The sequence below is a fragment of the Nitratiruptor sp. YY08-10 genome, from assembly GCF_016629565.1.
Lineage (GTDB): Bacteria > Campylobacterota > Campylobacteria > Campylobacterales > Nitratiruptoraceae > Nitratiruptor.
Window position 1 is genome coordinate 412,352 of the sequence record NZ_AP023057.1, and the last position, 26,058, is coordinate 438,409.

Consider the following 26,058-nt stretch of genomic DNA (forward strand, 5'->3'; position numbering starts at 1 on the left):
ACGACAGCAATGATCAAGATTGCAATCGATGCAATGGGTGGGGACTTCGGTCCTTATCCTATTATAGAAGGGACACTTCTTGCCTTAAGAGAAAACCCGGAATTCAAAGCAATTCTTGTTGGAGACAAGGAAAAGATCCATTCTCTCATTCCTCATAATAAGTATAACAATCGAATAGAAATAGTTCATGCAGAAGATGTTATTCGCATGGATGAAGCTGCTACAGAAGCCTTAAAGAGAAAAGAGAGCTCAATATATAAAGCCGTGGAACTTGTACGTATAGGCGAAGCTGAAGGAGTTGTTTCTGCAGGACATAGCGGAGCAACGATGAGTTTGGCTACTCTTCGTATCGGAAGACTCAAACATGTCAGTCGTCCAGCCATAGCTACGCTCATGCCTACATATAAAAATAAAAAAAGTCTCGTACTTGATGTGGGTGCGAATGTTGATTGCAAGCCAGAACACCTTTTTGAATTTGGTGTTATGGGTGAAGCATATGCAACAGCTATCATGAATGTTAATAAACCAAAAGTAGGTTTGCTTTCTAATGGAGAAGAAGAGACGAAGGGAAATGAGCTGACAAAAAATACATTTAAAATGCTCAAATCACTCCCTACGTTTATAGGTAATGTTGAAGGAAACAACATTTTTGATGGTAGTGTTGATGTCATCGTTTGTGACGGATTCACGGGAAATATTGTTTTAAAGACAAGTGAAGGTGTGGCCGATGCCATCAGTAAATTGATGAAAGCAAACATCAAAAAAACGCCAATTAGAATGGCTGGCGCTTTAATGATGAAGAAGGTATTTCGCTCTTTGAAAAAAGAGATTGATTATAGTGAGTATGGTGGTGCCCCTCTAATCGGGATTAAAGGTTGTGCAATCATTTCTCATGGGAAGAGTACTCCCAAAGCTATCAAAAATGCCATCTATCAGGCTATCGCATATATTAAATCTGATATAAATACGAAAATAGAAAAACGTCTTGAAGAGGTCACTCCAAAAGGATAAATATTGTATGCTGCATTGAAATCTATTGGAGCTTATGTTCCGAAAAATATCCTCACAAATCAAGATCTTGAAAAGATGGTCGAAACGAGTGATGAGTGGATTACGAAACGTACAGGTATTAAAACAAGACATATTGCTGATAAAAAGGAATCGACCAGTGATTTAGGTGTACAAGCGGCAAAGCTTGCTATTGAAAGGGCAGGAATTGATAAAAATGATCTTGATATGATCATTTGTGCCACTATTTCACCTGACTATTTCTGTATGCCTTCTACTGCTTGTATGATTGCAAAAAAATTGGACGTTGCTAATATTCCAGCTTTTGACATCAGTGCAGCCTGTAGTGGTTTTATATACGCACTTGCGAATGCCAAAGCTTTCATCGAATCGGGTATGGCAAAAAATATTTTAATTGTTGGTGCGGAGAAACTGAGTGCAATTGTAGATTATACGGATAGGACTACCTGCATTTTGTTTGGTGATGGCGCAGGTGCAGCTATTATAAGCGCTACAGAAAAAAAAGAGGAAGCCATCGTGGATGTAAATATAGCTGCTGATGGAAAATACTATGATTATCTCATTACACCAGGATGTGGCACAAATGAGCCGTGCAGTGAGGAGGTTTTAAAAGAGAGAGCCTGCTTTATCAAAATGAAGGGAAACGAAACCTTCAAAGTAGCGGTGAAGACACTTACCAATGATGTAATAGAAATTTTGGAGAAAAATGGTATCACTCCGAAAGAGATAACCTACTTTGTCCCACATCAAGCAAATTATCGTATATTGAATGCTGTGGCATCTGCTTTGAAACTGAAAGATGAACAAGTGGTTATGACAGTATCAAAATATGGTAATACCTCTTCAGCATCGATTCCTATGGCAATCAACGATTTATATGAAGAGGGGAAACTCCAATATAAAGATACGCTCTTATTAGATGCTTTTGGAGGCGGATTTACCTGGGGAAGTGCTATTGTTCCTTTTGCTGGGAACAACACTTGACAAGTCAAAACAAAGAGGCTATAATTTCGGCCTCAAACAGGGGAGAGTGGACGAGTGGTTCACGAGAGGCTGAGGGTTTCGGAAGGGGCTCTTGACAAGCCTGAAAGATTTTGGCATAATTTCAGTCCTCGAAACGCGGGGAGCTAAAGAGAAAGAATTCAAATGGCTCATCTTGAGTGGAAGATGGGCGAGAGAGTTCTTTAGGGAATTTGATCTTTGACAACTAGACAGAATGAAGAGTCCTTTGAGTTTTAAAGTAGGATTTTAAAACTTCATAAAAGTATTTTTATGGAGAGTTTGATCCTGGCTCAGAGTGAACGCTGGCGGCGTGCCTAACACATGCAAGTCGAGCGAGAACGGCTCAATGATCCCTTCGGGGTGAATTGAGTGTCAGCTAAGCGGCGCACGGGTGAGTAACACGTAGCTAACCTGCCCCATAGCGGGGGATAACAGCCCGAAAGGGCTGCTAATACCCTATACTCCTTCCTGGCACAAGTCAGGTTGTGGAAAGCGTTATGTAGCGCTATGGGATGGGGCTGCGGCCTATCAGCTAGTTGGTGGGGTAACGGCCTACCAAGGCTATGACGGGTAGCTGGTCTGAGAGGATGATCAGCCACACTGGAACTGAGACACGGTCCAGACTCCTACGGGAGGCAGCAGTGGGGAATATTGCGCAATGGGGGCAACCCTGACGCAGCAACGCCGCGTGGAGGATGACGCCCTTCGGGGTGTAAACTCCTTTTGCAGGGGAAGATAATGACGGTACCCTGCGAATAAGCACCGGCTAACTCCGTGCCAGCAGCCGCGGTAATACGGAGGGTGCAAGCGTTACTCGGAATCACTGGGCGTAAAGGGCGCGTAGGCGGCTTAGTAAGTTGGATGTGAAAGCCCACGGCTCAACCGTGGAACTGCGTCCAAAACTGCTAGGCTAGAGTCCGGGAGAGGCAGATGGAATTGGTGGTGTAGGGGTAAAATCCGTAGAGATCACCAGGAATACCCATTGCGAAGGCGATCTGCTGGAACGGTACTGACGCTGAGGCGCGAAAGCGTGGGGAGCAAACAGGATTAGATACCCTGGTAGTCCACGCCCTAAACGATGGATGCTAGTCGTTGTGGTGCTAGTCACTGCAGTGATGCAGCTAACGCATTAAGCATCCCGCCTGGGGAGTACGGCCGCAAGGCTAAAACTCAAAGGAATAGACGGGGACCCGCACAAGCGGTGGAGCATGTGGTTTAATTCGAAGATACGCGAAGAACCTTACCTGGGCTTGACATCCCGAGAACCCTCCAGAGATGGAGGGGTGCCTCCTTTTGGAGGAGCTCGGTGACAGGTGCTGCACGGCTGTCGTCAGCTCGTGTCGTGAGATGTTGGGTTAAGTCCCGCAACGAGCGCAACCCTCGTCCTTAGTTGCCAGCACTTAGGGTGGGCACTCTAAGGAGACTGCCCGGGTAACCGGGAGGAAGGTGAGGATGACGTCAAGTCATCATGGCCCTTATGCCCAGGGCGACACACGTGCTACAATGGCGCGTACAGAGAGAGGCGATACCGCGAGGTGGAGCAAATCTCTAAAGCGCGTCCCAGTTCGGATTGCAGTCTGCAACTCGACTGCATGAAGTCGGAATCGCTAGTAATCGCGGATCAGCCATGCCGCGGTGAATACGTTCCCGGGTCTTGTACTCACCGCCCGTCACACCATGGGAGTTGAGCTCACCCGAAGCCGGGGGACCGACCCGTAAGGGAGGACCCTCGTCGACGGTGGGCTCAGCGACTGGGGTGAAGTCGTAACAAGGTAACCGTAGGAGAACCTGCGGTTGGATCACCTCCTTTCTAGAGTGATGATCCAAAGATTCAATTCTTTGGATGGAAGCCGATGAGACTCACACTCATTGGCTTGAGGGGACTCTTCATTTCTGTCTAGTTGTGAGAGATCGGGTGTTCTTTGAAAGAGAAGGTGGAGGAGAAGAGCTAAGGAGCCCTTATCAGGGGCGAGCTTTAATAATGGGCCTGTAGCTCAGGTGGTTAGAGCGCACCCCTGATAAGGGTGAGGTCAGAGGTTCAAGTCCTCTCAGGCCCACCAGTTTAGTGGATGGGGTCTTAGCTCAGCTGGGAGAGCGCCTGCCTTGCACGCAGGAGGTCACCGGTTCGATCCCGGTAGACTCCACCAGATTTGGACGAAGTTTAAAATAAGCTCTAAAGGTATTTAGGGTTTATTTTAGACTTTATGTCTAAGAGATATTTGACAACTCATTGTTCGTAGTAAAAGAGGTAAATACAATAGGCAAGCTGTTTTACTTGACAAAGGTAGTTGAGTAAGGCGGCGGTGCGCTTTAGAAGTAGGTGTAAGCTACAAAGGGCGTACGGTGGATGCCTAGGGTGATGGAGGCGATGAAGGACGTGCTAGGCTGCGAAAAGCCTCGGGGAGCTGCCAAGAAGCGTTGATCCGGGGATTTCCGAATGGGGCAACCCGGCTGGTGGAGACACCAGTCACCTGACTTTGTCAGGGGCGAACCTGGGGAAGTGAAACATCTCAGTACCCAGAGGAAAAGAAATCAACCGAGATTCTCCTAGTAGCGGCGAGCGAACGGGGAGTAGCCCGTCTCTGTGTAGCCTACATTATAGCTGAAGTGTCTGGAAAGGCACACCATAGAGGGTGACAGTCCCGTAAGCGAAATAGTGTAGGTGGGACTAGGCAGAGACCTTGCGAGTAGGTCGGGACACGTGTTATCCTGACTGAAGACGGGGGGACCACCCTCCAAGGCTAAATACTACCATCACACCGATAGTGCACAAGTACCGTGAGGGAAAGGTGAAAAGAACCCCAGTGAGGGGAGTGAAATAGAACCTGAAACCGTATGCCTACAATCATTCGGAGCCCTATGTTCTTCGGAACAGGGTGACGGACTGCCTTTTGCATAATGAGCCTGCGAGTTGTGGTCAGTGGCGAGGTTAAGCGAACGCGAAGCCGTAGCGAAAGCGAGTCTGAACAGGGCGAAATAGTCACTGGCTGCAGACCCGAAGCCGGGTGATCTATCCATGGCCAGGCTGAAGTGGGGGTAAGACCCCATGGAGGGCCGAACCAGTGGAGGTTGAAAACTCCTTGGATGAGCTGTGGATAGGGGTGAAAGGCCAAACAAACTCGGTGATAGCTGGTTCTCTGCGAAATATATTTAGGTATAGCCTCAGGACGTAGCACTAGGGGGTAGAGCACTGATAGGGCTAGGGCCCCACACAGGGGTACCAAACCCTGTCAAACTCCGAATACCTAGTGTGGAATCCTGGGAGTCAGGCGTAGGGTGATAAAATCCTATGTCGAGAGGGGAACAACCCAGACTGCCGACTAAGGTCCCAAAGTTGTGACTAAGTGGAAAACGATGTGGGGCTGCTTAGACAACCAGGAGGTTGGCTTAGAAGCAGCCATCCTTTAAAGAAAGCGTAACAGCTCACTGGTCTAGCGGCCCTGCGCGGAAAATATAACGGGGCTAAGTCACACACCGAAGTCGCAGGTGCATACTGGTGTATGCGCGGTAGCAGAGCGTTCCAGTCAGCGGTGAAGCTGTACCGGTGAGGAGCAGTGGAGCGGCTGGAAGTGAGCATGCAGGCATGAGTAGCGATAAAAGTGGTGAGAATCCACTTCGCCGAAAGCCCAAGGTTTCCTACGCGATGCTCGTCAACGTAGGGTTAGTCGGGTCCTAAGCCGAGTCCGAGAGGGGTAGGCGATGGGAAATCGGTTAATATTCCGATACCTACTTACTACAAGGCGAAGGAGGGACGCTTAGGGCTAGCCGGGGTCACTGATGGAATAGTGGCTCGAAGGGTGTAGGCTGCTGGGTAGGCAAATCCGCCCAGCGATAGGCCGAGACCTGACAGGCCCCCAAAGCCCTTCGGGGCGGCGGGGGAACCGGTGATGCCGTCGAGCCGAGAAAAGCTTCTAAGCCGTTTGAGTAGTAAGTAGCCCGTACCGTAAACCGACACAGGTGGGCGGGATGAGTATTCTAAGGCGCGCGGAAGAACCCTGGTCAAGGAACTCTGCAAACTGGCACCGTATCTTCGGTATAAGGTGTGCCCGTAGTAGGTGAAGGCCCTTGCGGCTGGAGCCGAGGCGGGTCGCAGCGAAGCGCTCCATCCGACTGTTTATCAAAAACACAGCACTATGCTAACTCGTAAGAGGATGTATATGGTGTGACGCCTGCCCGGTGCCGGAAGGTTAAGGGGATTGGTTAGCCCTTTAGGGCGAAGCCATGAACCGAAGCCCCGGTAAACGGCGGCCGTAACTATAACGGTCCTAAGGTAGCGAAATTCCTTGTCGGTTAAATACCGACCTGCATGAATGGCGTAACGAGATGGGGGCTGTCTCGACCAGGGATCCGGTGAAATTGTAGTGGAGGTGAAAATTCCTCCTACCCGCGGAAAGACGGAAAGACCCCGTGGACCTTTACTACAGCTTGGTACTGCCATCGGGATGGGGATGTGCAGGATAGGTGGGAGGCTGAGAAGCCCGGGCGCCAGCTCGGGTGGAGCCGTCCTTGAGATACCACCCTTCCTCATTCTGGTGGCTAACTCGCGTGTGTTATCCACACGGAGGACAATGCCTGGCGGGTAGTTTGACTGGGGCGGTCGCCTCCTAAAGAGTAACGGAGGCTTACAAAGGTTGGCTCAAAGCGGTTGGAAATCGCTTGGAGAGTATAAAGGCATAAGCCAGCCTGACTGCGAGAGAGACAACTCGAGCAGAGACGAAAGTCGGTCTTAGTGATCCGGTGGTTCTGAGTGGAAGGGCCATCGCTCAAAGGATAAAAGGTACCCCGGGGATAACAGGCTGATCTCCCCCAAGAGCTCACATCGACGGGGAGGTTTGGCACCTCGATGTCGGCTCATCGCATCCTGGGGCTGGAGCAGGTCCCAAGGGTATGGCTGTTCGCCATTTAAAGCGGTACGCGAGCTGGGTTCAGAACGTCGTGAGACAGTTCGGTCCCTATCTTCCGTGGGCGTAGGAAGGCTGAGGAGAGCTGACCCTAGTACGAGAGGACCGGGTTGGACGTGCCACTGGTGTACCAGTTGTCCTGCCAAGGGCACCGCTGGGTAGCTATGCACGGAACGGATAACCGCTGAAGGCATCTAAGCGGGAAGCCGACTCCAAGATGAGCCTTCCCTGAAGGACGGTGGAAGACTACCACCTTGATAGGCTGGGTGTGTAAGCGCAGCAATGCGTTTAGCTGACCAGTACTAATAGTCCGTTTGGCTTACACGTTTTATATGCACCGCCGCCTTACTGAGCTACCACTCTTTTGCTGCGAACAATGAGTGATCTTTCAAACAAAACTTGTCAAGAGACAAGAGAATAGAGTCTTTTAACCCCAAAAGCCTCTCTTCTCTTGTCCTGGTGCCTATGGAGCGGAGGAAACGCCCAGATCCATTCCGAACCTGGAAGCTAAGCTCCGCATCGCTGATGATACTGCACCCCTCGGGTGTGGAAAAGTAGGTCGGCGCCAGGCAGAGATTATTTGTTTGTTTTTTCTCTTTTTTGAAGATTTCTTCATAGTTTTTCTTCTTGTTAAAAAATCCCCTATTTTGATTTTGTAATCTTGGTCTTTCGTTATTTTTAACATTTTTCTTACTTCTTATTCTTGAAAGCTCTTGTGTTGGGAATTTAGTTAAAACAAAGTTTTTTTATAAATCATACTATTTCCCATTCTCTAATTCCCAATACACCATTTGTCAACTTTTTTGTTATACAATAACGAAAACATTTTCAAAAGGTTTGGTATGCACCAACTGATACAAAGCATTAAAAACGAGGTGAAAAAGGTCGTTATCGGTCAGGAGCGAATGGTAGACGGGCTCATTCTTGGCCTTTTATGTGATGGTCATATTCTTTTAGAAGGTGTACCCGGTCTTGCAAAGACAACCACTGTCAATGCTCTAGCAAAAACACTCGGATTACAATTTAAACGTGTTCAATTCACTCCAGATTTACTTCCTAGCGATATTATCGGTACAGAGATTTATGATCCGGCCAAAAACGAATTTAAGATAAAAAGAGGCCCTGTTTTTACGAATTTGCTTCTTGCAGATGAAATCAACAGAGCACCAGCTAAAGTGCAATCAGCCCTACTTGAAGTGATGCAAGAGAGACAGGTAACGATCGGTGACGAGACGTTTACGATAGATCGCCCTTTTTTGGTCATGGCAACGCAAAACCCTGTTGAACAGGAGGGGGCATATAATCTCCCTGAAGCGCAACTTGATCGATTTATGATGAAGATAGTCGTAGGATACAACACAAAGGACGAAGAGCTTGAAATTGCAAGAAGAGTTGCAAACAATGCATTTGGAACTATAGAGAAAGTGGCATCAAAAGAGGATTTGGAGCTTTTAAAAGAGGAAGCCAAAAATATTCATGTGGATAAAGAGGTTGAAGAGTATATGGTTGATCTTGTTTTTGCAACAAGATATCCCGAAAATTATGGGTTAAAGGAGATCAAAAATTATATTGCTTTTGGTGCGAGCCCAAGGGCAAGCATCGATCTATTTAAAGCGACGAAAGCTCTTGCTTATATGCGGGGAAAAGATCATGTGACACCATTGGAAGTGGCGTATATTGCAAAAGAGGTTCTCAGACACAGAATCATTCTCAGTTATGAAGGAGAAGCGGAAGGGATATCTGCCGATACGATTGTAGAGAAAGTGTTGGAGGCTGTACCAATTCCATGATGGATAAACAAGTTAAAAAGCTTTTGATCAAAGCCAAAAAACAGGTTTTTACAGAGATTCCTGGCAATAATCCAAGCCTTTTTAAGGGTGAAGGGTTCGATTTTGTAGAACTTCGTGAATATCAACCCGGCGAGGATGTGAAAAAGATCGATTGGCTCGTGACTGCCAAGATGCAAAAGCCTTATGTGAAACTGTATCAGGAAGAGCGAGAATTGAATGTGGTTGTGGCTTTAATGATGAGTGGGAGTACCTATTTTGGAACAAAACGCTTCAAATATGAAACAATGGCCGAAACAGCAGCCCTTCTAGGATATGCAGCGATAAAAAATCAAGACAGTTTCAGTTATATTTTATATGCAGACAAAGAGTATGATGCCATTGCTCCTACAAAGCATCCTCAAGCAGTAGCAAGGTGTGTGGACCAAACACTCCATTTTGCATCATTGGGTAAAAGAGGTGATTTTGATGGTTTGACAAGACGTCTTTTTCGAATCAAAAGAAAATCGATTCTTTTTATTATCAGTGATTTTTTGGGTTCATTTGATTTGAAAGTTTTGGCCAAAAAACATGAAGTTGTAGCTATTGTGGTACGGGATCGATTTGAAGAGGATCCTGATCCTATCGGTTTTATGACGCTGATAGATCCAGAAACAAAAGAGAGTTTTCTGGTTGATTTTGAAGGGTTGACACTGAAAAATTATAAAAAAGAGATCAAAAAACGAGATTATATAATGTATGAACAGTTTAAAAAAAGCGGTATACGATTTACAAAGATTTATACGCATGAAGATCCGTTTATTAAACTTGTAAAACTATTTGGACAAAGATAATGCAAAAACTTCGAGATATCAAACCTATTGTAGAGATTCCCGATTACAGTTTTTGGATCTATTTTGCTTTTATTGTTGTTATAACGCTTTTGGCCGCGATTTTAGTGTATCAGATTGTCAAGCTTTTGAGTACAAAAAAGGTGAATAGAAGGAAAGAGATTTTGCAAATGTTGCGAAATCTTGATTGTAATGACAGTAAAAAGTGTGCCTATCTTCTTACAAAATATGGGAAATATCTTGTTACCGATGAAAGTAGGGCAAGGCTTTATGAAGACCTTGTAAAGAAATTAACACATTATAAATACAAAAAAAATGTCTCTACATTCCCTGAAGATCTCAAAAAAGAGATACGTCTTTTTTTGAGGGTACATGATGAGTAGTTTTGCATTTGAGAGGCCTTTATGGCTCTGGGTAATTCTTATTGTAATTTTTTGTGCGTTGAAATGTCGAGCCAAAGAGAGTGCTCTTATTTTCCCCCATATTGATATTTTGAAAAAAGCGGCAAACAAAAAAGCTTTTTTGCCTGAGTTTTTGAAAATGACGGCAATTATAGGAACTCTTTTTGCATTGGCCGGACCTGTCCATATCGACAACAGTGTACATCTGAAAAAGAAGGGATACGATATCGTTTTAGCTATTGATGCGAGTGGATCGATGCAAGAAAAGGGATTTGATCCAAGATATCCTCAAAAAACAAAATTTGATGTGGTACGAGATTTGGTTAAAGCTTTCATCTCTAGAAGAAAGAGCGATAATATCGGAGTTGTTATTTTTGGCTCTTTTACCTATATTGCTTCTCCTTTGACATTCAATAAAGCAGCAGTGAAAAAGATTCTTGATTATCTTGATATCGGGGTGGCAGGATCAAAAACGGCCATTGATGATGCGTTGATAGAGAGTATTCGGCTTTTAAAGGAGTCACAGGCAAAATCGAAAATTGTGATACTACTTACTGATGGTATCGATACTGCGAGCAAAACGCCTGCTGATATTGCTGTGAAAATGGCGAAAAAGTACGGGGTTAAAATCTACACGATAGGAATCGGCGATAAAAGAGGCATAGATGAGGCTTTTTTGAGATGGCTTGCCCAGCAGGGACATGGGTACTATTTTTATGCGAAAGATGCTTCTATGCTCCAAAAAATCTATAATGAGATAAATAGACTTGAGCCAAGTGAAATACGAGGAAAAGAGATCGTTAAAAAAGATGAGCTGTATCCATATATCTTATTTGTTGCTATTTTGGCTCTTCTCGGATTTATTTACATCTATGGGAAGCGGGGTTTTTGATGAAGTTTCTTAATTTTGAATTTATTCCTTTGATGCTCCTTCCTTCTATTGTTTTACTCTATCTTGTTTTAACGAATAAAAGTATGGTTGAGCGTATTTTCGAAGAGAGTGTTTTATCAAAGCTCAGAATTGATCAAGGCCTTTCTAAAAAAATGCGTTTGACGCTTCTTTTCATGGCTCTTTTTACCATGATTTTGGCTATGGCAAGACCTGTATACCAAAAAGGTGTTGTGGAAGTCCAAAGTCTTAGTGCCAATGTTGCCATTGCTCTTGATATCTCCAATTCGATGAAAGCCAAAGATTACTATCCTGATAGATTGCAGTTTGCCAAAAAAAAGATCGAAGAGTTTATAAAAGAGTCAAAAAATCTCAGTATTGCACTGCTTGCTTTTGCAGATGAAGCGTACATCGTATCACCTCCATCTTCTGATAAAGAGGCGCTGTTGTATATGCTTGGCCATTTGGATACAAAAACTCTGGCATTACGAGGGACAAATTTTTTAGCAGCTTTAATGAGTGCTGATATGCTATTGGGGAACGAGGGACAAAAGAGTGTTGTTCTGTTTACTGATGGAGGAGATGAGAAGGATTTTTCAAAAGAGATTGCATTTGCCAAAAAAAGAGGGATAAAAGTTTACATTATAGGAATTGGAACACAAAAAGGTGCTCCGATTCCAACGAAAAATGGATATATGCAAGATGCAAAAGGAAATATTATTATAACAAAACTCAACATTCATATAGCGAAGCTTGCTTCGCAAACCGGAGGAATATTCGTTCAAGCAACCTATGGCAATCAAGATATACAAAAAATTCTATCACATTTAGAAAGCTTAGCGAAAACGCATCATATAGAAAAAATAGTGGATCAGGTAGAGTTTTATCCTTATCTGCTGGCTTTGGCGTTTCTCTTTTTGTTTATGGCGTTTTTTACGATTCCATCTAAGCAGATGATTTTTCTTATACCTGTGATGTTGGAGTTGAATCTGCATGCTGGATTGACCGATTTTAAATTGATCAAACAGGCAAAAGAAGCGTACGAGCGTGGAGCATATGAGATTGCGGCACAAAAATTCAAAGAGGTTGCTACAGTAAAAGGATCTGCACAAAGTTATTATGATGCAGCAAATGCTTTGTACAAAGCGAAAAAATATAAAGAGGCTTTGCAATATTACGCGAAAGTACAGACTGATGACAAAGAACTTGAGTTTCGTAAGCTTCATAATATGGGGAACAGCTACTTTCAACTAAAAAACTACAAAAAAGCGATTGAGATGTATGAAAAGGCGTTGAAGCTCAAAAATGATCCTGATACCAGATTTAATTTAGAGCTTGCCAAAAAGATGCTCAAACACAAAAAGAAAAATCAAAACCAAAAAAAAGGGCAAAAAGAGCAAAAACAGCAACAAAAGCAGAGTTCTTCAAAAAATAAAACAAAGGAAAACCAACAAACTTTGCAGCAAGAAAAAAATCACAAAAAGAGCGGCAACAATGTAAAAAAACAAAAACCGAAGATCAGAAAAAATGAGCCAATTTCGAATAGAGAAGAGAAAAAATGGATCAAGCAGATTGAGAAAAACCCGTTAAAAACATTTTTGTATAAAGCGCCATTAAAAATAAAAAAAGAGGGAACAGATGAAAATCCTTGGTAGTTTAGTTCTTATCATCTCTATCGCATTTGCCGATTTTCAAGTTTTTTTGGAAAAGAATCCCATTTATTCGGGAGAACCGGCACAGCTTCATCTCAAAGCGACGGGACAAAAGATACTCCTTCCCAATCTTCAAAAAGTAGGATCGTATCCGGTTGCAGATAGCGCCAATATTGTTTCGCAACAGATATTCAACGGCCATACGAGATATACACAGGAGAAGATTTTTACTTTCTATCCCGATACAAATACGACGATTGGACCACTTGAAGCTGTTATCGATGGAAAAAAAGTGCAAAGTAAACCGATACGACTGATTGTCAAACCTTCAAGCGGAAAAAATGCCAACATTCTTTTTGAGATGAAAGTGAATAAAAAAGAGGCCTATGTAGGAGATCCGATTGTAGCAGAGCTTATTTTGAAAATTCGAAGAACCTTACGTATAGTGGATTACAGTTTTGAGCCTCCAAAATTCAGCAATTTTTGGGTCAAGGAGCTGAAAAGTAGCAACAAGTATCTTGAAGAGCATGGCGAATATTTAGTTAAAAGAATACAATTTCTCCTTTTTCCGCAAAAATCTAGTGTTTTGAAAATTCCACCTGCTGTTTTTAAATATGCCGTTGCCAGCAAAACAAGAGATCTTTTCGGTTTTTCTATCACGGCACCGAAATGGTATCAAGTTGTTTCAAATCCTGTGCAAATCATTGTCAAAGCGCTTCCCCAGCCTGTTGATATCGTTGGACATTTCTCTTTGAATGTGAGAGTCGACAAAAAAGAGATCCATCCTAATGAACCCATCAATCTTGTAGTGACAATCGACGGATACGGCAATTTGGAAAATTTTGACGGATTTGATCTTAATATTTCAAATGCTGTTGTTTATGCAGATAAACCAAAACTCAAAGAGCAGTTTAAAAATGGTCGATTGCATGCTCGTTTTACACAAAAATTTTCCATTATCGCAGACAGAGATTTCACGATCCCCGCATTGCAAGTAGACTATTTTGATCTTAAGACCAAAAAAATAGTTCATCTCCATAGTAAACCAATCTCTATCAAAGTTTTAGGAGCAGTTGTCAAGGAATCTCAACAAATAGCAGAAGCTCCTATGAATCAACCAAATCAAAAGATTGTTTATATGAAAAATAGAAAAAGTGAGATTTTTATCTTTTTTGCAGGGTTCATAGCAGGTATCGCGATTGCACTCATTGGGTTTTTTCTATTGAGATGGAAGCCATTAAAGAAAAGTTTCTCGTTTGCCAATAAAAAAGAGCTTCTCAACAAACTCTTGCCACATGTCGCCGACAATGAAGAAGCCAGAGCGATGGCAAAAGCGTTGTATGAAGAGATTTATGAAGGGAAAAAACATAGGATATCTAAAAAAGATGTGGAGGAGCTGTTAAAGAATTTGATGTAGGGTGGTGGCGTTTTTCATCCACTCTTCCAGCTCTTCCCAACGCTCCTTCTCGATCAACTCTTTGGCATAGGAAAACTCTTCGTTGAATGTTGTAAATGAACGCAATAGATTCTCTTTGTTTTGTTTAAATATGTCACTCCACATAGCAGGATTGCTTTTGGCCAGTCTACTCATATCTTTAAAACCGCCCGCTGCCAAAATCAAGATGCTTTTGGGGTCCTCTTGCTTGAGAACGGAGTTTGCCAACGCATAACTGATGGCATGGGGGAGATGACTGATATAGGCTGCATGCAAGTCGTGCTCATGAGCATCCATCATTACTATTTGCATACCGAGTTTAACAAAAATATTTTCGGCTCTCTCTTTATGGAAAGGATCATTCTCTTCTATATTGCACAAGACAACGATTTTGTCGTAATATAGCCCTTCGATGGCAGCTTCTGGACCTGAAAATTCCGTTCCAGTCATAGGGTGGGCTGCAACGAAATTTTTTCTAATTTGTGGCGGACAGCTTTTGACAATCTTCTCTTTTGTGCTTCCAAGATCGATAATGGTTGTGTTCGGTTGTATATCGGTAAGCTGTTGTAAAGCTTTGATAATTCCTTCTACAGGGATAGCTAAAAAGATTACATCGCATGTTTTGATCTGTTCGAAATCAACTATCTTATCTACCAAACCTAATGAAATCGCCTGCTGGCAATGCACAGGATTTCTGTCGTAACCGACAATTCTATCCGCAATACCCTTTTTTTTAAGATCCAAGGCCAATGAACCGCCCATTAGGCCGAGTCCCACAATTCCAACTTGCATCAGACTCCTTGTATTGAGAGTGATTTATTATATCGAGCCTCTCTTTTAATCAAGATTAATCTAAATATTGGTACACTTAATACATTAATTTTTACAAAAGCTTCGCTATAAAGGCAATGAATGAAAAAACGGATCGCGCTACTGGCTATTGCATCTGCTTTACATGCACAGACTATACAATCAATAGAGTTTGAAGGATTGTTGCATCTGTCTCCGACAATTGCAAAAGAGATGATAGGTATTCATAAAGGCGAACCGCTCGATATGGAAAAGATAGATGAGGCGGTGAAAAAGTTTTACGCCCAAGGCTACTTCAAAGATATCTGGGTAGAGGAAAAAGAGGGAAAAATCATCTTTCATTTTGTCGAGAAGCCTTTGATAGCAGGAATCGAAGTACTGGGTTATCTTGAAAACAAAGAAGATGAAATCAATGATATATTGGGACTCAAAAAAGGTGATATCTTTGATGAAAAAGCGATAGAACGGGCCAAAGAGAATATCAAGAGAAAAGCCAGGAGCGAAGGATACTTTGACACTGTTGTGGAAGTGGATACAGAAAAAGTTGGTGAAAACAGCTTGAAAGTCACTTTCATTGTCAATAAAGGTGAGAAAGTATATATCCACAAGATGAATCTCTGTGGTGCTACCGTATTTGATAAAGATGATATCGAAGATGTTGTTGCGAACAAAGAGCGAGACAAGTGGCTTGGTTGGATGTTGGGATTTAACAGCGGTGAATTGAAACTGGACCAGTTACCAATGGATAGTGCTCGTATCAAAAATCTCTATCTAACCCAAGGATATCTCGATGCTCAGGTCAGTGATCCTTTTTTACGGGTCGATTTTGATAATTATAAGGCAAAGCTCAGATATCATATCACAGAAGGAAAGCCCTATCATGTCCAAGATGTGGCGATCAAGCTTCTTGAGCCAGTTTTGAATAAAACGGAGATAGAGGAGTTGAAAGAAGAGCTTTCGCTTCGAAAAGGAAAACTCTTTAACGTTGAAAAGATGAGAAAAGATATTGAGAAGATCAAACGTTTTGTTGCGGACAAAGGATACGCTTTTGTTCGAATTGCACCTGATTTTCATAAAGACGAAAAAAAGCACCTTGTATCCCTTCGTTATATAGTCAATCCTGGAGAAAAAGTCTATATTCACGATGTGATCATCTCAGGAAACCAACGAACGCTTGACCGTGTTATCAGACGGGAAGTCTATCTCGCCCCCGGAGACCTCTATAGCTATACCGATATGATCGAATCCAAAAATGCGTTGAAACGAACGGGTTTTTTTGAAGATGTGAAGATTGAAGAAAGAAGAGTGGGCGCCAATCAGATGGATCTTATCGTCAATGTCAAAGAGATGCCTACTGGAAACATCATGGTAGGAGGCGGTTACAGCTCCTATGAAGGATTTATTCTCAATGCCGCAATCAATGATAAAAATATATTTGGAAGTGGCATCAATGGGAATTTTAATGTGGATTTCTCTTCTAAATCTTTGCGTTTCAGTGTAGGGGTATTCAATCCAAGAGTCTTTGACAGTGACTATAGTCTTGGTGTCAATCTTTTTAGTACACGGTTTGAGTATTATGATTATACCCAGGATAGAAAAGGGGCTTCTGTCAGTGTCGGAAAACGATTGACACGACATCTATACTCTTCCGTCAGTTACACTTATGAGAAGAATGAGTTGAGCGATGTCAACTATGACAATACCTACTTTTTTGCCGGAGACTACACCAAAAGTGCTCTTACGCCTTCACTGAAATTTGACAATACAGACGATTACTATATACCAAGACATGGATTTACACTTTCTGGCTCTATAGAATATGCGGGACTCGGAGGTGATGAACAATATATCAAAACCTATCTCAAAGGTGCTGTATATTACGGTCTTGAAGATCTGATCGATTATGACCTGATTCTCAGAGCGAAAGGGAAAGTGGGGTATATTTACGATAACGGTTATTTGCCGGTATTTGAAAAATTTTATCTTGGTGGTATCAGTTCACTCAGAGGCTATCAGACAGCCTCTTTATCTCCAAAAGATGCACAAGGTCGTCTCATTGGTGGTAAATATATGTTTTCGACTTCACTTGAAGCGAGTATTCCGCTTATGAAGCAGACAAATATGCGACTTACTGGATTTCTTGATTTTGGTGGTATCGGTGAAGAGAGTTTTACCGAAATTACCCGTGCTGGTACCGGTGTAGCGCTGGAATGGATCAGTCCGATGGGGCCGTTGCAACTTATCTTTGCCCATGCGCTCAATGAAGAGCCGGGTGACAGAACTTCCAGTTTCGAGTTCAGTATCGGCTCTAGGTTCTAAAAAGCACCGCTACCGGTGCCGGTTTTTCCACCGATTTGATCTCCTCTTTTGCCAAATAGAGCTTTGCAGCGCTTTTGATCAAAATAACGCCTTCACTATATTCTACGCTAAAATCGGGGCAGGAAAGATCTTTATTGAGCACTTCAGCAAGTGTGAGAGTGAAGCTGAGCCAGTTGATTGTATCGGTTGGAGGCAAAAGTGCGCCCAAAGCTTTCAAATGGGACTTTGAAGGGAGCTTTTTTTTGTGAAAGCGAACCAGTGTCGAAATGGTAGCAATCTCTTGATGGGTGAGGTTGTATTCAAGGTCGTTAAGAATGATATAGCTGCTATGTTTGTGGTGGTCGTAAAAGTCGATTTTGATACCGATATTTGTCAGTTTTGAAGCGATGAGAAGTATCTTTTCATACTTTTTGTCAGGATCGTAGAGCGGATGCAATGCATCGTATATCCTTTTGGTAAAACGGAATAGACACCTGTTTTGCTTTTCATTGATACAGAAACGGTCCAAAAGACTTCGAACACTTGGCTCAAAATTTGTAGGAAAGCGGTAGTGCTGGTTTCGCAGTAGATCTTTTAAAAAGACTCCTTCTCGAACGCCTACGCCACTTGTGATAACCCTTTTTGCTCGAATATGTGAAAGAACCTCTTTAAAAATGAGCGCTCCTTCTTTGATCGTATCATATCTCTCTTTTTTGATGTGGAGTTTTTTGAGTTTATACACCGGAGCCGTGATGATTTTGTCAATAAATCGCTTCTCGTCTTCAAGAGCATAGGTGAATGCATGAAGTTTATCAAGAGGATATTCATTTTTTTCCATGATAGCTCTGGAGAGGGCTCGTATTGTGCCGCCTATTCCTATTGCTGTTTCATTTTTGAAATGCTCAGGTATCTTTTGTAGTTCATTGTGAATGAATTTGATCGCTTTTTCCAGATTTTCTTTCTTATCGAAAAAAAGCTCTTTGAGTCGTACCGTACCAAGATCCAAAGAGACGGTGTCGACTACTTTACGGTTTTGAATCAGAGCAAGTTCCGTTGAGCCTCCACCGATATCTATCGTGATACCGTGCAGTATAGGGAGGAGATTTGCTGCAGCTATTCCTCCAAGCAGAGCTTCCGTTTTTCCATCAATAACTTTTATATTGAGCCCAAGTTCACGTCTGACAACTGAGAGAAAGTGTGATCGGTTGGGAGCATCGCGAAGCGCCGAAGTGGCTACACATAAAATTTTTCGAACTTTAAAAGATTGTGCGATATGCAAAAACTCATGGAGTGCATTGAGTGCTCTTTGCATGGGAACCTCTTGCAAAAGTCCGCCATGTTCATACGCACCCTCTCCAATACGTACTTTACTTTTTGTTTCATTGAGAAGATAAAAACCAAATCGGCTCGTCCGCTCGATAACAATCATACGAGCAGAGTTTGAGCCGATATCTATGATGGCCGTACGTCTTGCCATCACTCTTCTTCGTTGACTATCTGTTTATACTTATATTTAAGTTCCGCAATGGTTTCTACATTGTCAGGATCTGGAACGATACAATCAACCGGACATACGGCAATACAAGCCGGTTCATCATAAAAACCTACACATTCGGTGCATCGGTCAGGATCGATTATGTAGATAGGATCGCCCTCTTCAATCGCCTCTGTGGGGCACTCTTCTCTACATGCATCACAAGCGATGCACTCATCTGTTATCATTAATGACATTCAACCCCCTCTAATCAATGTTTGTCAGAGATTTATAGCCGATATTAGCTTAAAATAACTTTAACAAATGGGACAAGCAAGTTGTGTGGGAATAAAAAGGGATGCAATGGCACCTTTGGCATCTTTTCTATTTCTAATCTCTATTTTGGCACCCATCGCATCGGCTGCACTTCGTGCCAAGAAAAGACCGAGCCCAACTCCGCTTTTGTTCCCTATTCTTTTAAAAGGTGCAAAAAGATCGATACTTTCATCGATTCCCGGTCCCTCATCGAGAACGTCGATTTTGATTCCTCCGCTTACCGGATATGAACGAAGAGTTATTGTGCCGCCTTCTGGAGTGAATTTGATGGCGTTTTGGACAAAATTTTGGATGATATGATTCAGAAGGGTTGGTTGTATCGTGGCCTTGTAGGATTTTGGTTTAAGATCTATTTGAAGCTTTTTGCCCTCATTACTTGCTAAAAGTTGATAGTTGTTGGCTTTTTCTTTGAGATATTCGATCAGATCTATTTCTACCGGCGGTTCAAACTGATCACTCTCTTGTCGGCCAATTTTGAGAACATTTTCTATCATTTTGTTCATTTCATTGATTGTTTTGATATTGAGCTTGATAGTTTCAATATACTCTTCAGGCGTTCTTTTTTTGATCAGTGTCACTTCGTTTTTGAGTTTCATGACGGCCAAAGGCGTTTTGAGCTCATGAGCGATACCGATAAAGAGCTCTTTTTGGTATTTGACGAACGTTTGAACCCTATTGATAAGCATATTGATCGATCTGGCCAATGGCTGAAACTCCAATGGAAGATCTTTGATTTTGATGGGTTTTAAAAGATTTTCATTCATCGATGAGAGTTTGGCAGTCAATTTCATGATATATTTTGTCAAATAGTTAGAAAGCAGTGCAGCGTATACGATAATAAATGCAAATGCCAAGATATTGGTAAAGATGATAATACGGTAGAGCTTTTTTAAAATGAACCGAATGGAAGTGATATCTTTGGAAATTTTGAGATAGGTCTGTTCTTGAAAATCGTAGGGATAGTAAAGGATCATCCAGGTTTTGTTTCTTTTTTTGTCGACAACTCTTTCGATAAGGATTTCATCTTTTGCATTTTGTGGTTTGGAAACTACCTCTACAGAAATATTGAGCGTTTTTTGTAGATAACTACTGTCAATTTTCTGTCCCAAATGGAAATTGGGGGCATTGGTTTTGATGTAGTTTGCTTGTTTTATCAGCTGTTCTTGTATCTCTTCATAGAGCGAGTTTTGAACGGCTTTATAGATGATTGTGGAAAAAAGAGCGATTAGGATAGCTGAAGCTATCACTAATCGTATGAGAAGTTTGGATTTTAGGCTTTGCGAGGATAGCAAAATCGATAGCCCCGTCTTCGTACGGTTTCAATTGTTTGGATACCCAACGGTTTATCAAGTTTTTGCCGAATCTGGTTGATTGCAACTTCGATAACGTTTGGAGTGACGAGTTCTGGTTCCTCCCAGATAGCGTCAAGAAGCTGCTCTTTGGAGACAATTTGATCTTTATGTCTTGCTAAATGGGTAAGGACCTCAAAAGGTTTTCCTTTGAGTTCTATTTCCCGATCTTTGTAAAGAATCTTCTCTTCTTCAGGGTTGATAATCAACTCTTTGATTTCAATGATACTACTTCCGCCAAATCGAAGTCTTGCTTCTATTCTTGCAACAAGTACATCAAAATCGAAAGGTTTTCGAATATAGTCATCTGCTCCAGCTTTTAATGCTTCGATCTCACTCTCTTTGTCATCTCTAGCAGAGAGCACTATGATGACTGTTTTAGGATTGTCCTGTTTAACCTGTGTAACAAGCTCCAAACCGCTGCCATCTGGCAACATCCAATCTACAAGAATAAGATCATAATTTCTGATATCGAGATAGTACTGTGCATCTTTTAAACTTTCACATACATCACTTTGATATCCGAACTCTTTCAACCCCTCCGCCAAGGTCTTGTTGAGTGTGATTTCATCTTCAACAATCAAAATTCTCATGCAGCCGCCCCTTATCTAATTTTAAGAATTGGCAGAATTATAACACAATTTTAGTTTTTTTTAAACAATTTTTTAGCAAATTTTAAAACTTTTTTTATGAAAAATTAAGGGATAGGGAAACTGAGGGTACGCAATGAGAAAGAATTGTCGGTTTTTTTATGCGCATTGTGGCTTTTTTGACAGATGGAAATCTCTTTTTGATCAAAAAAAGGGTCTCTTCGAGTGCTTCTTCAAGAAGTTGAAACCTTCTTTCTTGGAAATGGTGCAAAATAAGTGTTTCTAAAAGGGCATAATCGACAAAATCCTCTTTTTTTTCATAAACCACTTCCAAAAAAATTTCCAAAGGCTGTGGATTGGAACGCTCTTGCGGCAAGATACCGATGATAGCATCGAAGTACAACTGTTCCAATCGAATGGTATATTCCATTAGGCTGCTACTTTTCCTTCTTGGCCTGTCAGTAGCCGTTTGATATTTGGCAGATGTTTATAAAAGATGATGAATGCTAAAAGTAGAAGTGGTGCGTGTGAATGCACATATGGCATGTCCGGATGAATAATAAATGAGGCGAGAATGACAGCAACGAGACCGGACAGAGAAGATAGTGATGAGATTTTTGTTGTTTTTGCTACAATAAGCCAGGTGATAAATCCGATAATTGTTTCCATCGGTAAAAGCACTAATAAAACTCCCATTCCGGTTGCCACACCTTTTCCCCCCTCAAATTTCAAAAATGGGCTGTAACAGTGTCCAAGGACCGTCATGATGCCTATAAGCCACCAGGTAGCCGGAGGAAAGCCGCTCCATTTCGCTATAAGCACTAATACCGCTCCTTTGAGTGCATCAAAAACAACGGTAGCAATGGCCAGTTTTTTGGCAAGCTTTGGATCTTTTTCCTTGACAACCCGTAAGACATTGGTTGCACCTATACTTTTGGAGCCACTTTGTTTGATGTCGACGCCGGCAAAAATTTTGGCAAGAATGTAACCAAAAGGAATGCCTCCGACTAGATACGCTGTGATATAAAATAAAACATTGGGATTTGTGAAAAAATCCATCTATACCCTTTTGATTAATTTTGTATAATTTTAGCTAAAATTAGCTGATAGCAACTATAAGGAGCCTGCTTGAGTGATTTTCATATATTGCAAAAGCGTATACAAGAACTCAAAGAGAAGTTGGGTGTAACGATCGTTGCACATTATTATCAAAAAGATGAAGTGTATGAAATTGCTGATATTACTGGTGACAGTTTGGAACTTGCAAAAAAGGCAAAAGAGAGTGAAAACGAGTGGATACTCTTTTGTGGTGTGGGATTCATGGGGCAAAGCGTCAAGATTTTGGCCCCGGAAAAAAGGGTTGTTATGCCAAAAATTGCATGCTGCGCCATGGCAAGAATGATCGATAGCACCTACTTTGATGAATCGGTCCAGGCGATGGTGGATGCAGGTATCGAAAAAGAGGATATTTTGCCAATCACATATATCAACAGTGGTGCGGAAGTCAAAGCAAAAGTAGGGCAGATGGGTGGAGCAGTCTGTACCAGCAGCAGTGCGGTGAAGATTATTGAAAAAGCGTTGCAAAGTGGGAAAAAGATCCTTTTCGTCCCTGATCGATGTCTTGGACAAAATGTAGCAAGAATGATGGGGTTAAAAAGTGCTGTTATTGGAATCGATTCCAATGAAGCGATCAAAGATGCAGATATCATCTGCTACAACGGTTTTTGTTCCGTTCATCAGCTTTTTACCCTCAAAGATGTGGAGTTTTTCCGAAAGAGATATCCGGGAATCAAAATAGCTGTACATCCAGAGTGTGATCCAAGTGTGTGTGAGGCTGCCGATTTTGTCGGTTCAACGAGTCAGATTATCAAATATGTTCAATCGTTGCCAATTGATCAAAAAGTAGCCGTAGGAACGGAATACAACTTAGTACATAGACTCAGACCAAAAAATACCTATGTGCTTTCTTCGACAAAACCGGAGTGTCCTACGATGAATGAAACGACACTGGAAGATGTGGTCAATGTCCTTGAAGGGATTGAGAGCAATGCGGTTTTAAACGAAATCTTCGTGGACGAAGAGACGAGGAAATGGGCAAAAGTGGCACTGGAGCGAATGTTTGAGTATGTGGAGGCGAAGTGAATCCGTTAGATTTTATGATAGAGGCTTTTGAAGAGGATATAGGAAGAGGCGACTTGTTTGAAAGAGTTGCAGAGTCTAAAAAGGCCGCAGCGAAAATTGTGGCCAAATCCGAAGGTGTTTTAGCAGGTCAGGCATACGTAGAACCCTTTGCCCAATATCTTGAACTAGAGACAAGGTGGGAAAAAAATGATGGAGAGGGTTTCGAAAAAGGGGATGTTATCTGTATGCTTTTTGGAGACTCAATCCACCTTTTACAAGCTGAAAGAACCATTTTGAATACACTCTCTCACGCTTCTGGCATAGCTGCAAAAGCAAGGGCGTTTTGCGAGACTGCACAGGGAAAAATCCATATTTTGGATACGAGAAAAACAAGACCCAAACTCCGAGTATTTGAAAAATATGCTGCGCGAATTGGTGGTGTGACGAATCACAGGATGGGGCTGGATGACTGTTTGATGATAAAAGATACGCACCTTGCTATTTTGGGCGTTGACAATCTTAAAGAAGCGATACAAAGAGCTCGAAAATCGATCCCTTTTACAGCGAAGATCGAGGTTGAGGCTGAAACATTACAAACCGCACAAATCGCTATGGAAGCGGGTGCAGACATTGTGATGTGTGACAATATGGATTTTGAGAGCATTCGGCAAGTGGTTCGGCTTAGAAATGAAGCCTTTCCTCATGTGCTTTTGGAAGCGAGTGGAAATGTTACATTAGAAAATATTGAAAAATATATACAAACCGGTGTGGATGCCATCAGTAGCGGCAGTATCGTGCATCAAGCTGTATGGCCGGATCTATCTATGAAAGTGGAGATATGACCGAGGCTCTACGAAAGATTCAAGAAGTGAACAGGATCGTACTGCTGACCCATGTCAATCCCGATGCAGATACATTGGGAAGCGCCCTTGGGATGTATCATATTTTGCAAAAAATGGGTAAAAAAGCGGTTGTCGTCAATACAACAGAGTTGCCTTACAACCTTGACTTTTTGCCTGGCATTGAAAAGGTCAAAAAACAGCTTCCATCCTCTTATGAACTCATGATCAGTTTTGATTGTGGCAGTTTCGACAGACTTGGTATCGAAGAAAAAGAGGCATTTTTGATCAATTTTGATCACCATAAAAGCAATACCCTTTATGGCGATGTAAACATCATCCAACCAGAGTATGCTTCTACATCGCAAGTAGTGTATGAGTTTGCTAAAAATCACGAATTGCCGGTTGATAAAAATGCCGCTATCTGTTTTTATACAGCTTTGGTAGATGATTGCGGTTTTTTCAAATATGATACTGTCAATGCAAAAACCTTCGAGTTTGCAAAAGAGCTTTGTGAAAAAGGCGTTATTCCAGAATATGTCGCCACAATGCTGACGATGCGGGAGCCTTTGAGTAAAATTCGGCTTATTACGTATGTCTTGGAAACGTTGGAGTTACGGCTCAACGCAAAAGTGGCTGTGGTGAGGGTGACACAGGAGATGCTTAGAAAAAGCGGCGGTACCAAAGAGATGGCTGATGATGCTTTGAATATGGCAAGAAGCCTTGTCACTGTGGAAGTGGCTATTTTATTGAGAGAAGAAGAGGATGGCCGTATCAAAGTCTCTTTGCGTTCGAAAAATGAGGTGGATGTAAGTGTCATTGCGATTATGTTTGGTGGCGGTGGACACAAAAGGGCTGCAGGCTTTACTGCGCAAGAGACATCTTTTGAAAAGGTCTTGGATGCATTGTTGGAAGTTTTGAAAAAGGAGATAGATTGAGAAAAAAAGGCAGACTCTATCTTGTACTGTTTATCATTGCACTTTTGGGTTTGATTTTTTACTGGATTTTGACTTCAGAACTGTTTGAGCGTCAAAAGCCTTCTATACAGATTGCATCGAAACTGTACTGGAATCTTCGAAAGCCGATTGATATTAAAATTTCGGACAATTCCGGCATCAAATCGTATACGGTGACAATGGATGACGGGAAAAACAGAGAAGTTCTTGAGCAAAGAACTTTCGAAAATCCTCCAAAAGAGGTACAACTTTCCCTTGAAAGGCCGATGAAACTCGAATTTCCAAGAAATAGGGCGATATTGCATATTGAAGTACAGGATAAGAGTCTTTGGCACTATTTTTTAGGGAATCGAAGTGTAAAAGATATCAAAATTATCATCGATACGAAGCGTCCTGAACTCTATTTGGTCAATAACTCCTATTCTATTACGAAAGGCGGCAGTGCTCTTGTCGTTTTTCACTGCAATGACGATAATTTAAAGGAGTTTTATGTACAGACCAATTTTGGTAAAAGGTTTTATGCTCAGCCTTTTTACGAAGAGGGATACTATGCAGCACTGATCGCATGGCCGGTGACCCAAAAAAGATTTCGAGCAACGTTGGTAGCCTATGACAAAGCAGGCAATCGAAGCAAAGTACATGTTCCTCTGTATCTCCTCAATAAAAAATATCGTGTCAGCAAAATAACCCTCAAAAAGAACTTTTTGGAAGGAAAAGTAGCGCTCCTGGCCGAAGATTATCCAGAGACGGCCAAAATGGATCCTTTGGAAAAATTCAAGTTTGTCAATGAAACGCTCAGAGAGCGAAACGAACAGTTGATTCACAAGCTTACCTCCAAAGTGCCAAAGGAGATGTTTGACTCTTTTTCAATCAAACCTTTTTATCCTTTGAAAAATGGAGCGAGAGTCGCCAGTTTTGGAGATCATCGGTACTATTACTATCATGGAAAGCTTGTTAGCGAATCGTATCATTTGGGACTGGATCTTGCAAGCACACGAGCGGCTCCTATAAAAGCGAGCAATCCTGGTGATGTTGTTTTTGCCGATTATAACGGTATCTATGGCAATATGCCGCTTATTTCCCACGGGTTAGGTCTGTATACACTTTATGGTCACTGTTCAACCCTGTTTGTGAAAAAAGGTGATCAAGTTGAGCGTGGTGAGACGATCGCAAAGACAGGAAATACAGGACTGGCTCTTGGTGACCATCTCCATTTTGGCGTATTGGTGCAGGGAGTGGAGGTTCGACCCAAAGAATGGATGGACAAAAAATGGATCAAAGACAATATTATCGATGTCTTGAAAGAGGCAAAAAAGATCATCAATTCCAAATAAAATGTGGTACAATGAAATCAATTGA

At 42.2% G+C, this 26,058-nt stretch carries 20 protein-coding genes, 2 tRNA genes and 3 rRNA genes; 18 read left to right on the forward strand and 7 right to left on the reverse strand.

Translation table 11 applies throughout. The annotated features are described in order from the left end of the window. Positions 1–9: 9 nt before the first annotated feature. From plsX to JG735_RS02480, 13 genes are all read left to right on the forward strand, one after another. Entirely contained in the window at positions 10–1,011 is a 1,002-nt protein-coding gene (gene plsX / locus JG735_RS02420) for a phosphate acyltransferase PlsX (protein WP_201335251.1), read from the forward strand. A gap of 3 nt (positions 1,012–1,014) precedes the next feature. Then, the gene (locus tag JG735_RS02425) at positions 1,015–2,013 is read left to right on the forward strand and encodes a beta-ketoacyl-ACP synthase III (protein ID WP_201335252.1); all 999 of its coding nucleotides are present in this window, start codon (positions 1,015–1,017) and stop codon (positions 2,011–2,013) included. 285 nt (positions 2,014–2,298) lie between these two features. Next, positions 2,299–3,841: ribosomal RNA gene (locus JG735_RS02430) — 16S ribosomal RNA — on the forward strand. A gap of 173 nt (positions 3,842–4,014) precedes the next feature. After that, positions 4,015–4,091: transfer RNA gene (locus JG735_RS02435), tRNA-Ile, on the forward strand. A gap of 11 nt (positions 4,092–4,102) precedes the next feature. Next, a tRNA-Ala gene (locus JG735_RS02440) sits at positions 4,103–4,178 on the forward strand. Between the two features lie 173 nt (positions 4,179–4,351). Then, positions 4,352–7,259: ribosomal RNA gene (locus JG735_RS02445) — 23S ribosomal RNA — on the forward strand. Between the two features lie 128 nt (positions 7,260–7,387). Further along, positions 7,388–7,503 (forward strand): 5S ribosomal RNA (rrf, locus tag JG735_RS02450). The 16S, 23S and 5S rRNA genes sit together here with 2 tRNA genes alongside, the layout of an rRNA operon. A 271-nt stretch (positions 7,504–7,774) precedes the next feature. Then, a complete protein-coding gene (locus JG735_RS02455; protein WP_201335253.1) occupies positions 7,775–8,722 on the forward strand; it encodes a MoxR family ATPase in 948 nt (315 codons plus the stop codon). Next, positions 8,719–9,552, forward strand: coding sequence for a DUF58 domain-containing protein (locus JG735_RS02460; RefSeq protein WP_201335254.1), 834 nt, complete (start codon positions 8,719–8,721; stop codon positions 9,550–9,552). Before JG735_RS02455 ends, JG735_RS02460 begins: the two co-directional genes overlap by 4 nt. Further along, complete coding sequence (locus JG735_RS02465; protein ID WP_201335255.1) at positions 9,552–9,932, forward strand: hypothetical protein; 381 nt, start codon at positions 9,552–9,554, stop codon at positions 9,930–9,932. Before JG735_RS02460 ends, JG735_RS02465 begins: the two co-directional genes overlap by 1 nt. Then, positions 9,925–10,842, forward strand: a complete 918-nt coding sequence (locus JG735_RS02470; RefSeq protein ID WP_201335256.1) for a VWA domain-containing protein — start codon at positions 9,925–9,927, stop codon at positions 10,840–10,842. Before JG735_RS02465 ends, JG735_RS02470 begins: the two co-directional genes overlap by 8 nt. Next, positions 10,842–12,494, forward strand: a complete 1,653-nt coding sequence (locus tag JG735_RS02475) for a VWA domain-containing protein (protein ID WP_201335257.1) — start codon at positions 10,842–10,844, stop codon at positions 12,492–12,494. The genes JG735_RS02470 and JG735_RS02475 overlap by 1 nt, the downstream gene beginning before the upstream one ends. After that, positions 12,478–13,908, forward strand: a complete 1,431-nt coding sequence (locus tag JG735_RS02480; protein WP_201335258.1) for a BatD family protein — start codon at positions 12,478–12,480, stop codon at positions 13,906–13,908. The genes JG735_RS02475 and JG735_RS02480 overlap by 17 nt, the downstream gene beginning before the upstream one ends. Here JG735_RS02480 and JG735_RS02485 read toward each other — a convergent pair. Continuing rightward, positions 13,891–14,718 (reverse strand): prephenate dehydrogenase, encoded by an 828-nt coding sequence (locus JG735_RS02485; protein ID WP_201335259.1) that lies wholly within the window; start codon positions 14,716–14,718, stop codon positions 13,891–13,893. The two genes, JG735_RS02480 and JG735_RS02485, sit on opposite strands and share 18 nt — an antisense overlap. A gap of 120 nt (positions 14,719–14,838) precedes the next feature. Here JG735_RS02485 and bamA point away from each other — a divergent pair, with 120 nt between their 5' ends. Next, entirely contained in the window at positions 14,839–17,055 is a 2,217-nt protein-coding gene (bamA, locus tag JG735_RS02490) for an outer membrane protein assembly factor BamA (protein ID WP_201335260.1), read from the forward strand. On the opposite strand, the gene JG735_RS02495 is transcribed toward bamA, so the two are convergent. The 6 genes from JG735_RS02495 to plsY form a co-directional block, all read right to left on the reverse strand. Next, positions 17,045–18,511, reverse strand: a complete 1,467-nt coding sequence (locus tag JG735_RS02495) for a Ppx/GppA phosphatase family protein (protein ID WP_201335261.1) — start codon at positions 18,509–18,511, stop codon at positions 17,045–17,047. The genes bamA and JG735_RS02495 overlap by 11 nt on opposite strands. Beyond that, positions 18,511–18,765, reverse strand: coding sequence for a YfhL family 4Fe-4S dicluster ferredoxin (locus JG735_RS02500; RefSeq protein ID WP_012081786.1), 255 nt, complete (start codon positions 18,763–18,765; stop codon positions 18,511–18,513). The genes JG735_RS02495 and JG735_RS02500 overlap by 1 nt, the downstream gene beginning before the upstream one ends. A gap of 60 nt (positions 18,766–18,825) precedes the next feature. Then, positions 18,826–20,091, reverse strand: a complete 1,266-nt coding sequence (locus JG735_RS02505) for a HAMP domain-containing sensor histidine kinase (protein WP_236584199.1) — start codon at positions 20,089–20,091, stop codon at positions 18,826–18,828. Between the two features lie 23 nt (positions 20,092–20,114). After that, positions 20,115–20,786, reverse strand: coding sequence for a homeostatic response regulator transcription factor HsrA (gene hsrA / locus JG735_RS02510; RefSeq protein WP_201335263.1), 672 nt, complete (start codon positions 20,784–20,786; stop codon positions 20,115–20,117). Between the two features lie 94 nt (positions 20,787–20,880). Continuing rightward, complete coding sequence (locus tag JG735_RS02515; protein ID WP_201335264.1) at positions 20,881–21,213, reverse strand: dihydroneopterin aldolase; 333 nt, start codon at positions 21,211–21,213, stop codon at positions 20,881–20,883. Then, positions 21,213–21,842, reverse strand: coding sequence for a glycerol-3-phosphate 1-O-acyltransferase PlsY (plsY, locus tag JG735_RS02520; protein ID WP_201335265.1), 630 nt, complete (start codon positions 21,840–21,842; stop codon positions 21,213–21,215). The genes JG735_RS02515 and plsY overlap by 1 nt, the downstream gene beginning before the upstream one ends. 69 nt (positions 21,843–21,911) lie before the next feature. On the opposite strand from plsY, the gene nadA reads away from it, so the two are divergent. From nadA to JG735_RS02540, 4 genes are read left to right on the forward strand one after another with little or no spacing between them, the layout of a single operon-like run. Continuing rightward, entirely contained in the window at positions 21,912–22,925 is a 1,014-nt protein-coding gene (gene nadA, locus JG735_RS02525; RefSeq protein ID WP_201335266.1) for a quinolinate synthase NadA, read from the forward strand. After that, entirely contained in the window at positions 22,922–23,746 is an 825-nt protein-coding gene (gene nadC, locus JG735_RS02530; RefSeq protein WP_201335267.1) for a carboxylating nicotinate-nucleotide diphosphorylase, read from the forward strand. Before nadA ends, nadC begins: the two co-directional genes overlap by 4 nt. Next, the gene (locus JG735_RS02535) at positions 23,743–24,681 is read left to right on the forward strand and encodes a bifunctional oligoribonuclease/PAP phosphatase NrnA (protein WP_201335268.1); all 939 of its coding nucleotides are present in this window, start codon (positions 23,743–23,745) and stop codon (positions 24,679–24,681) included. The genes nadC and JG735_RS02535 overlap by 4 nt, the downstream gene beginning before the upstream one ends. Further along, positions 24,678–26,033, forward strand: a complete 1,356-nt coding sequence (locus JG735_RS02540; protein WP_201335269.1) for a M23 family metallopeptidase — start codon at positions 24,678–24,680, stop codon at positions 26,031–26,033. Before JG735_RS02535 ends, JG735_RS02540 begins: the two co-directional genes overlap by 4 nt. Positions 26,034–26,058: the final 25 nt, after the last annotated feature.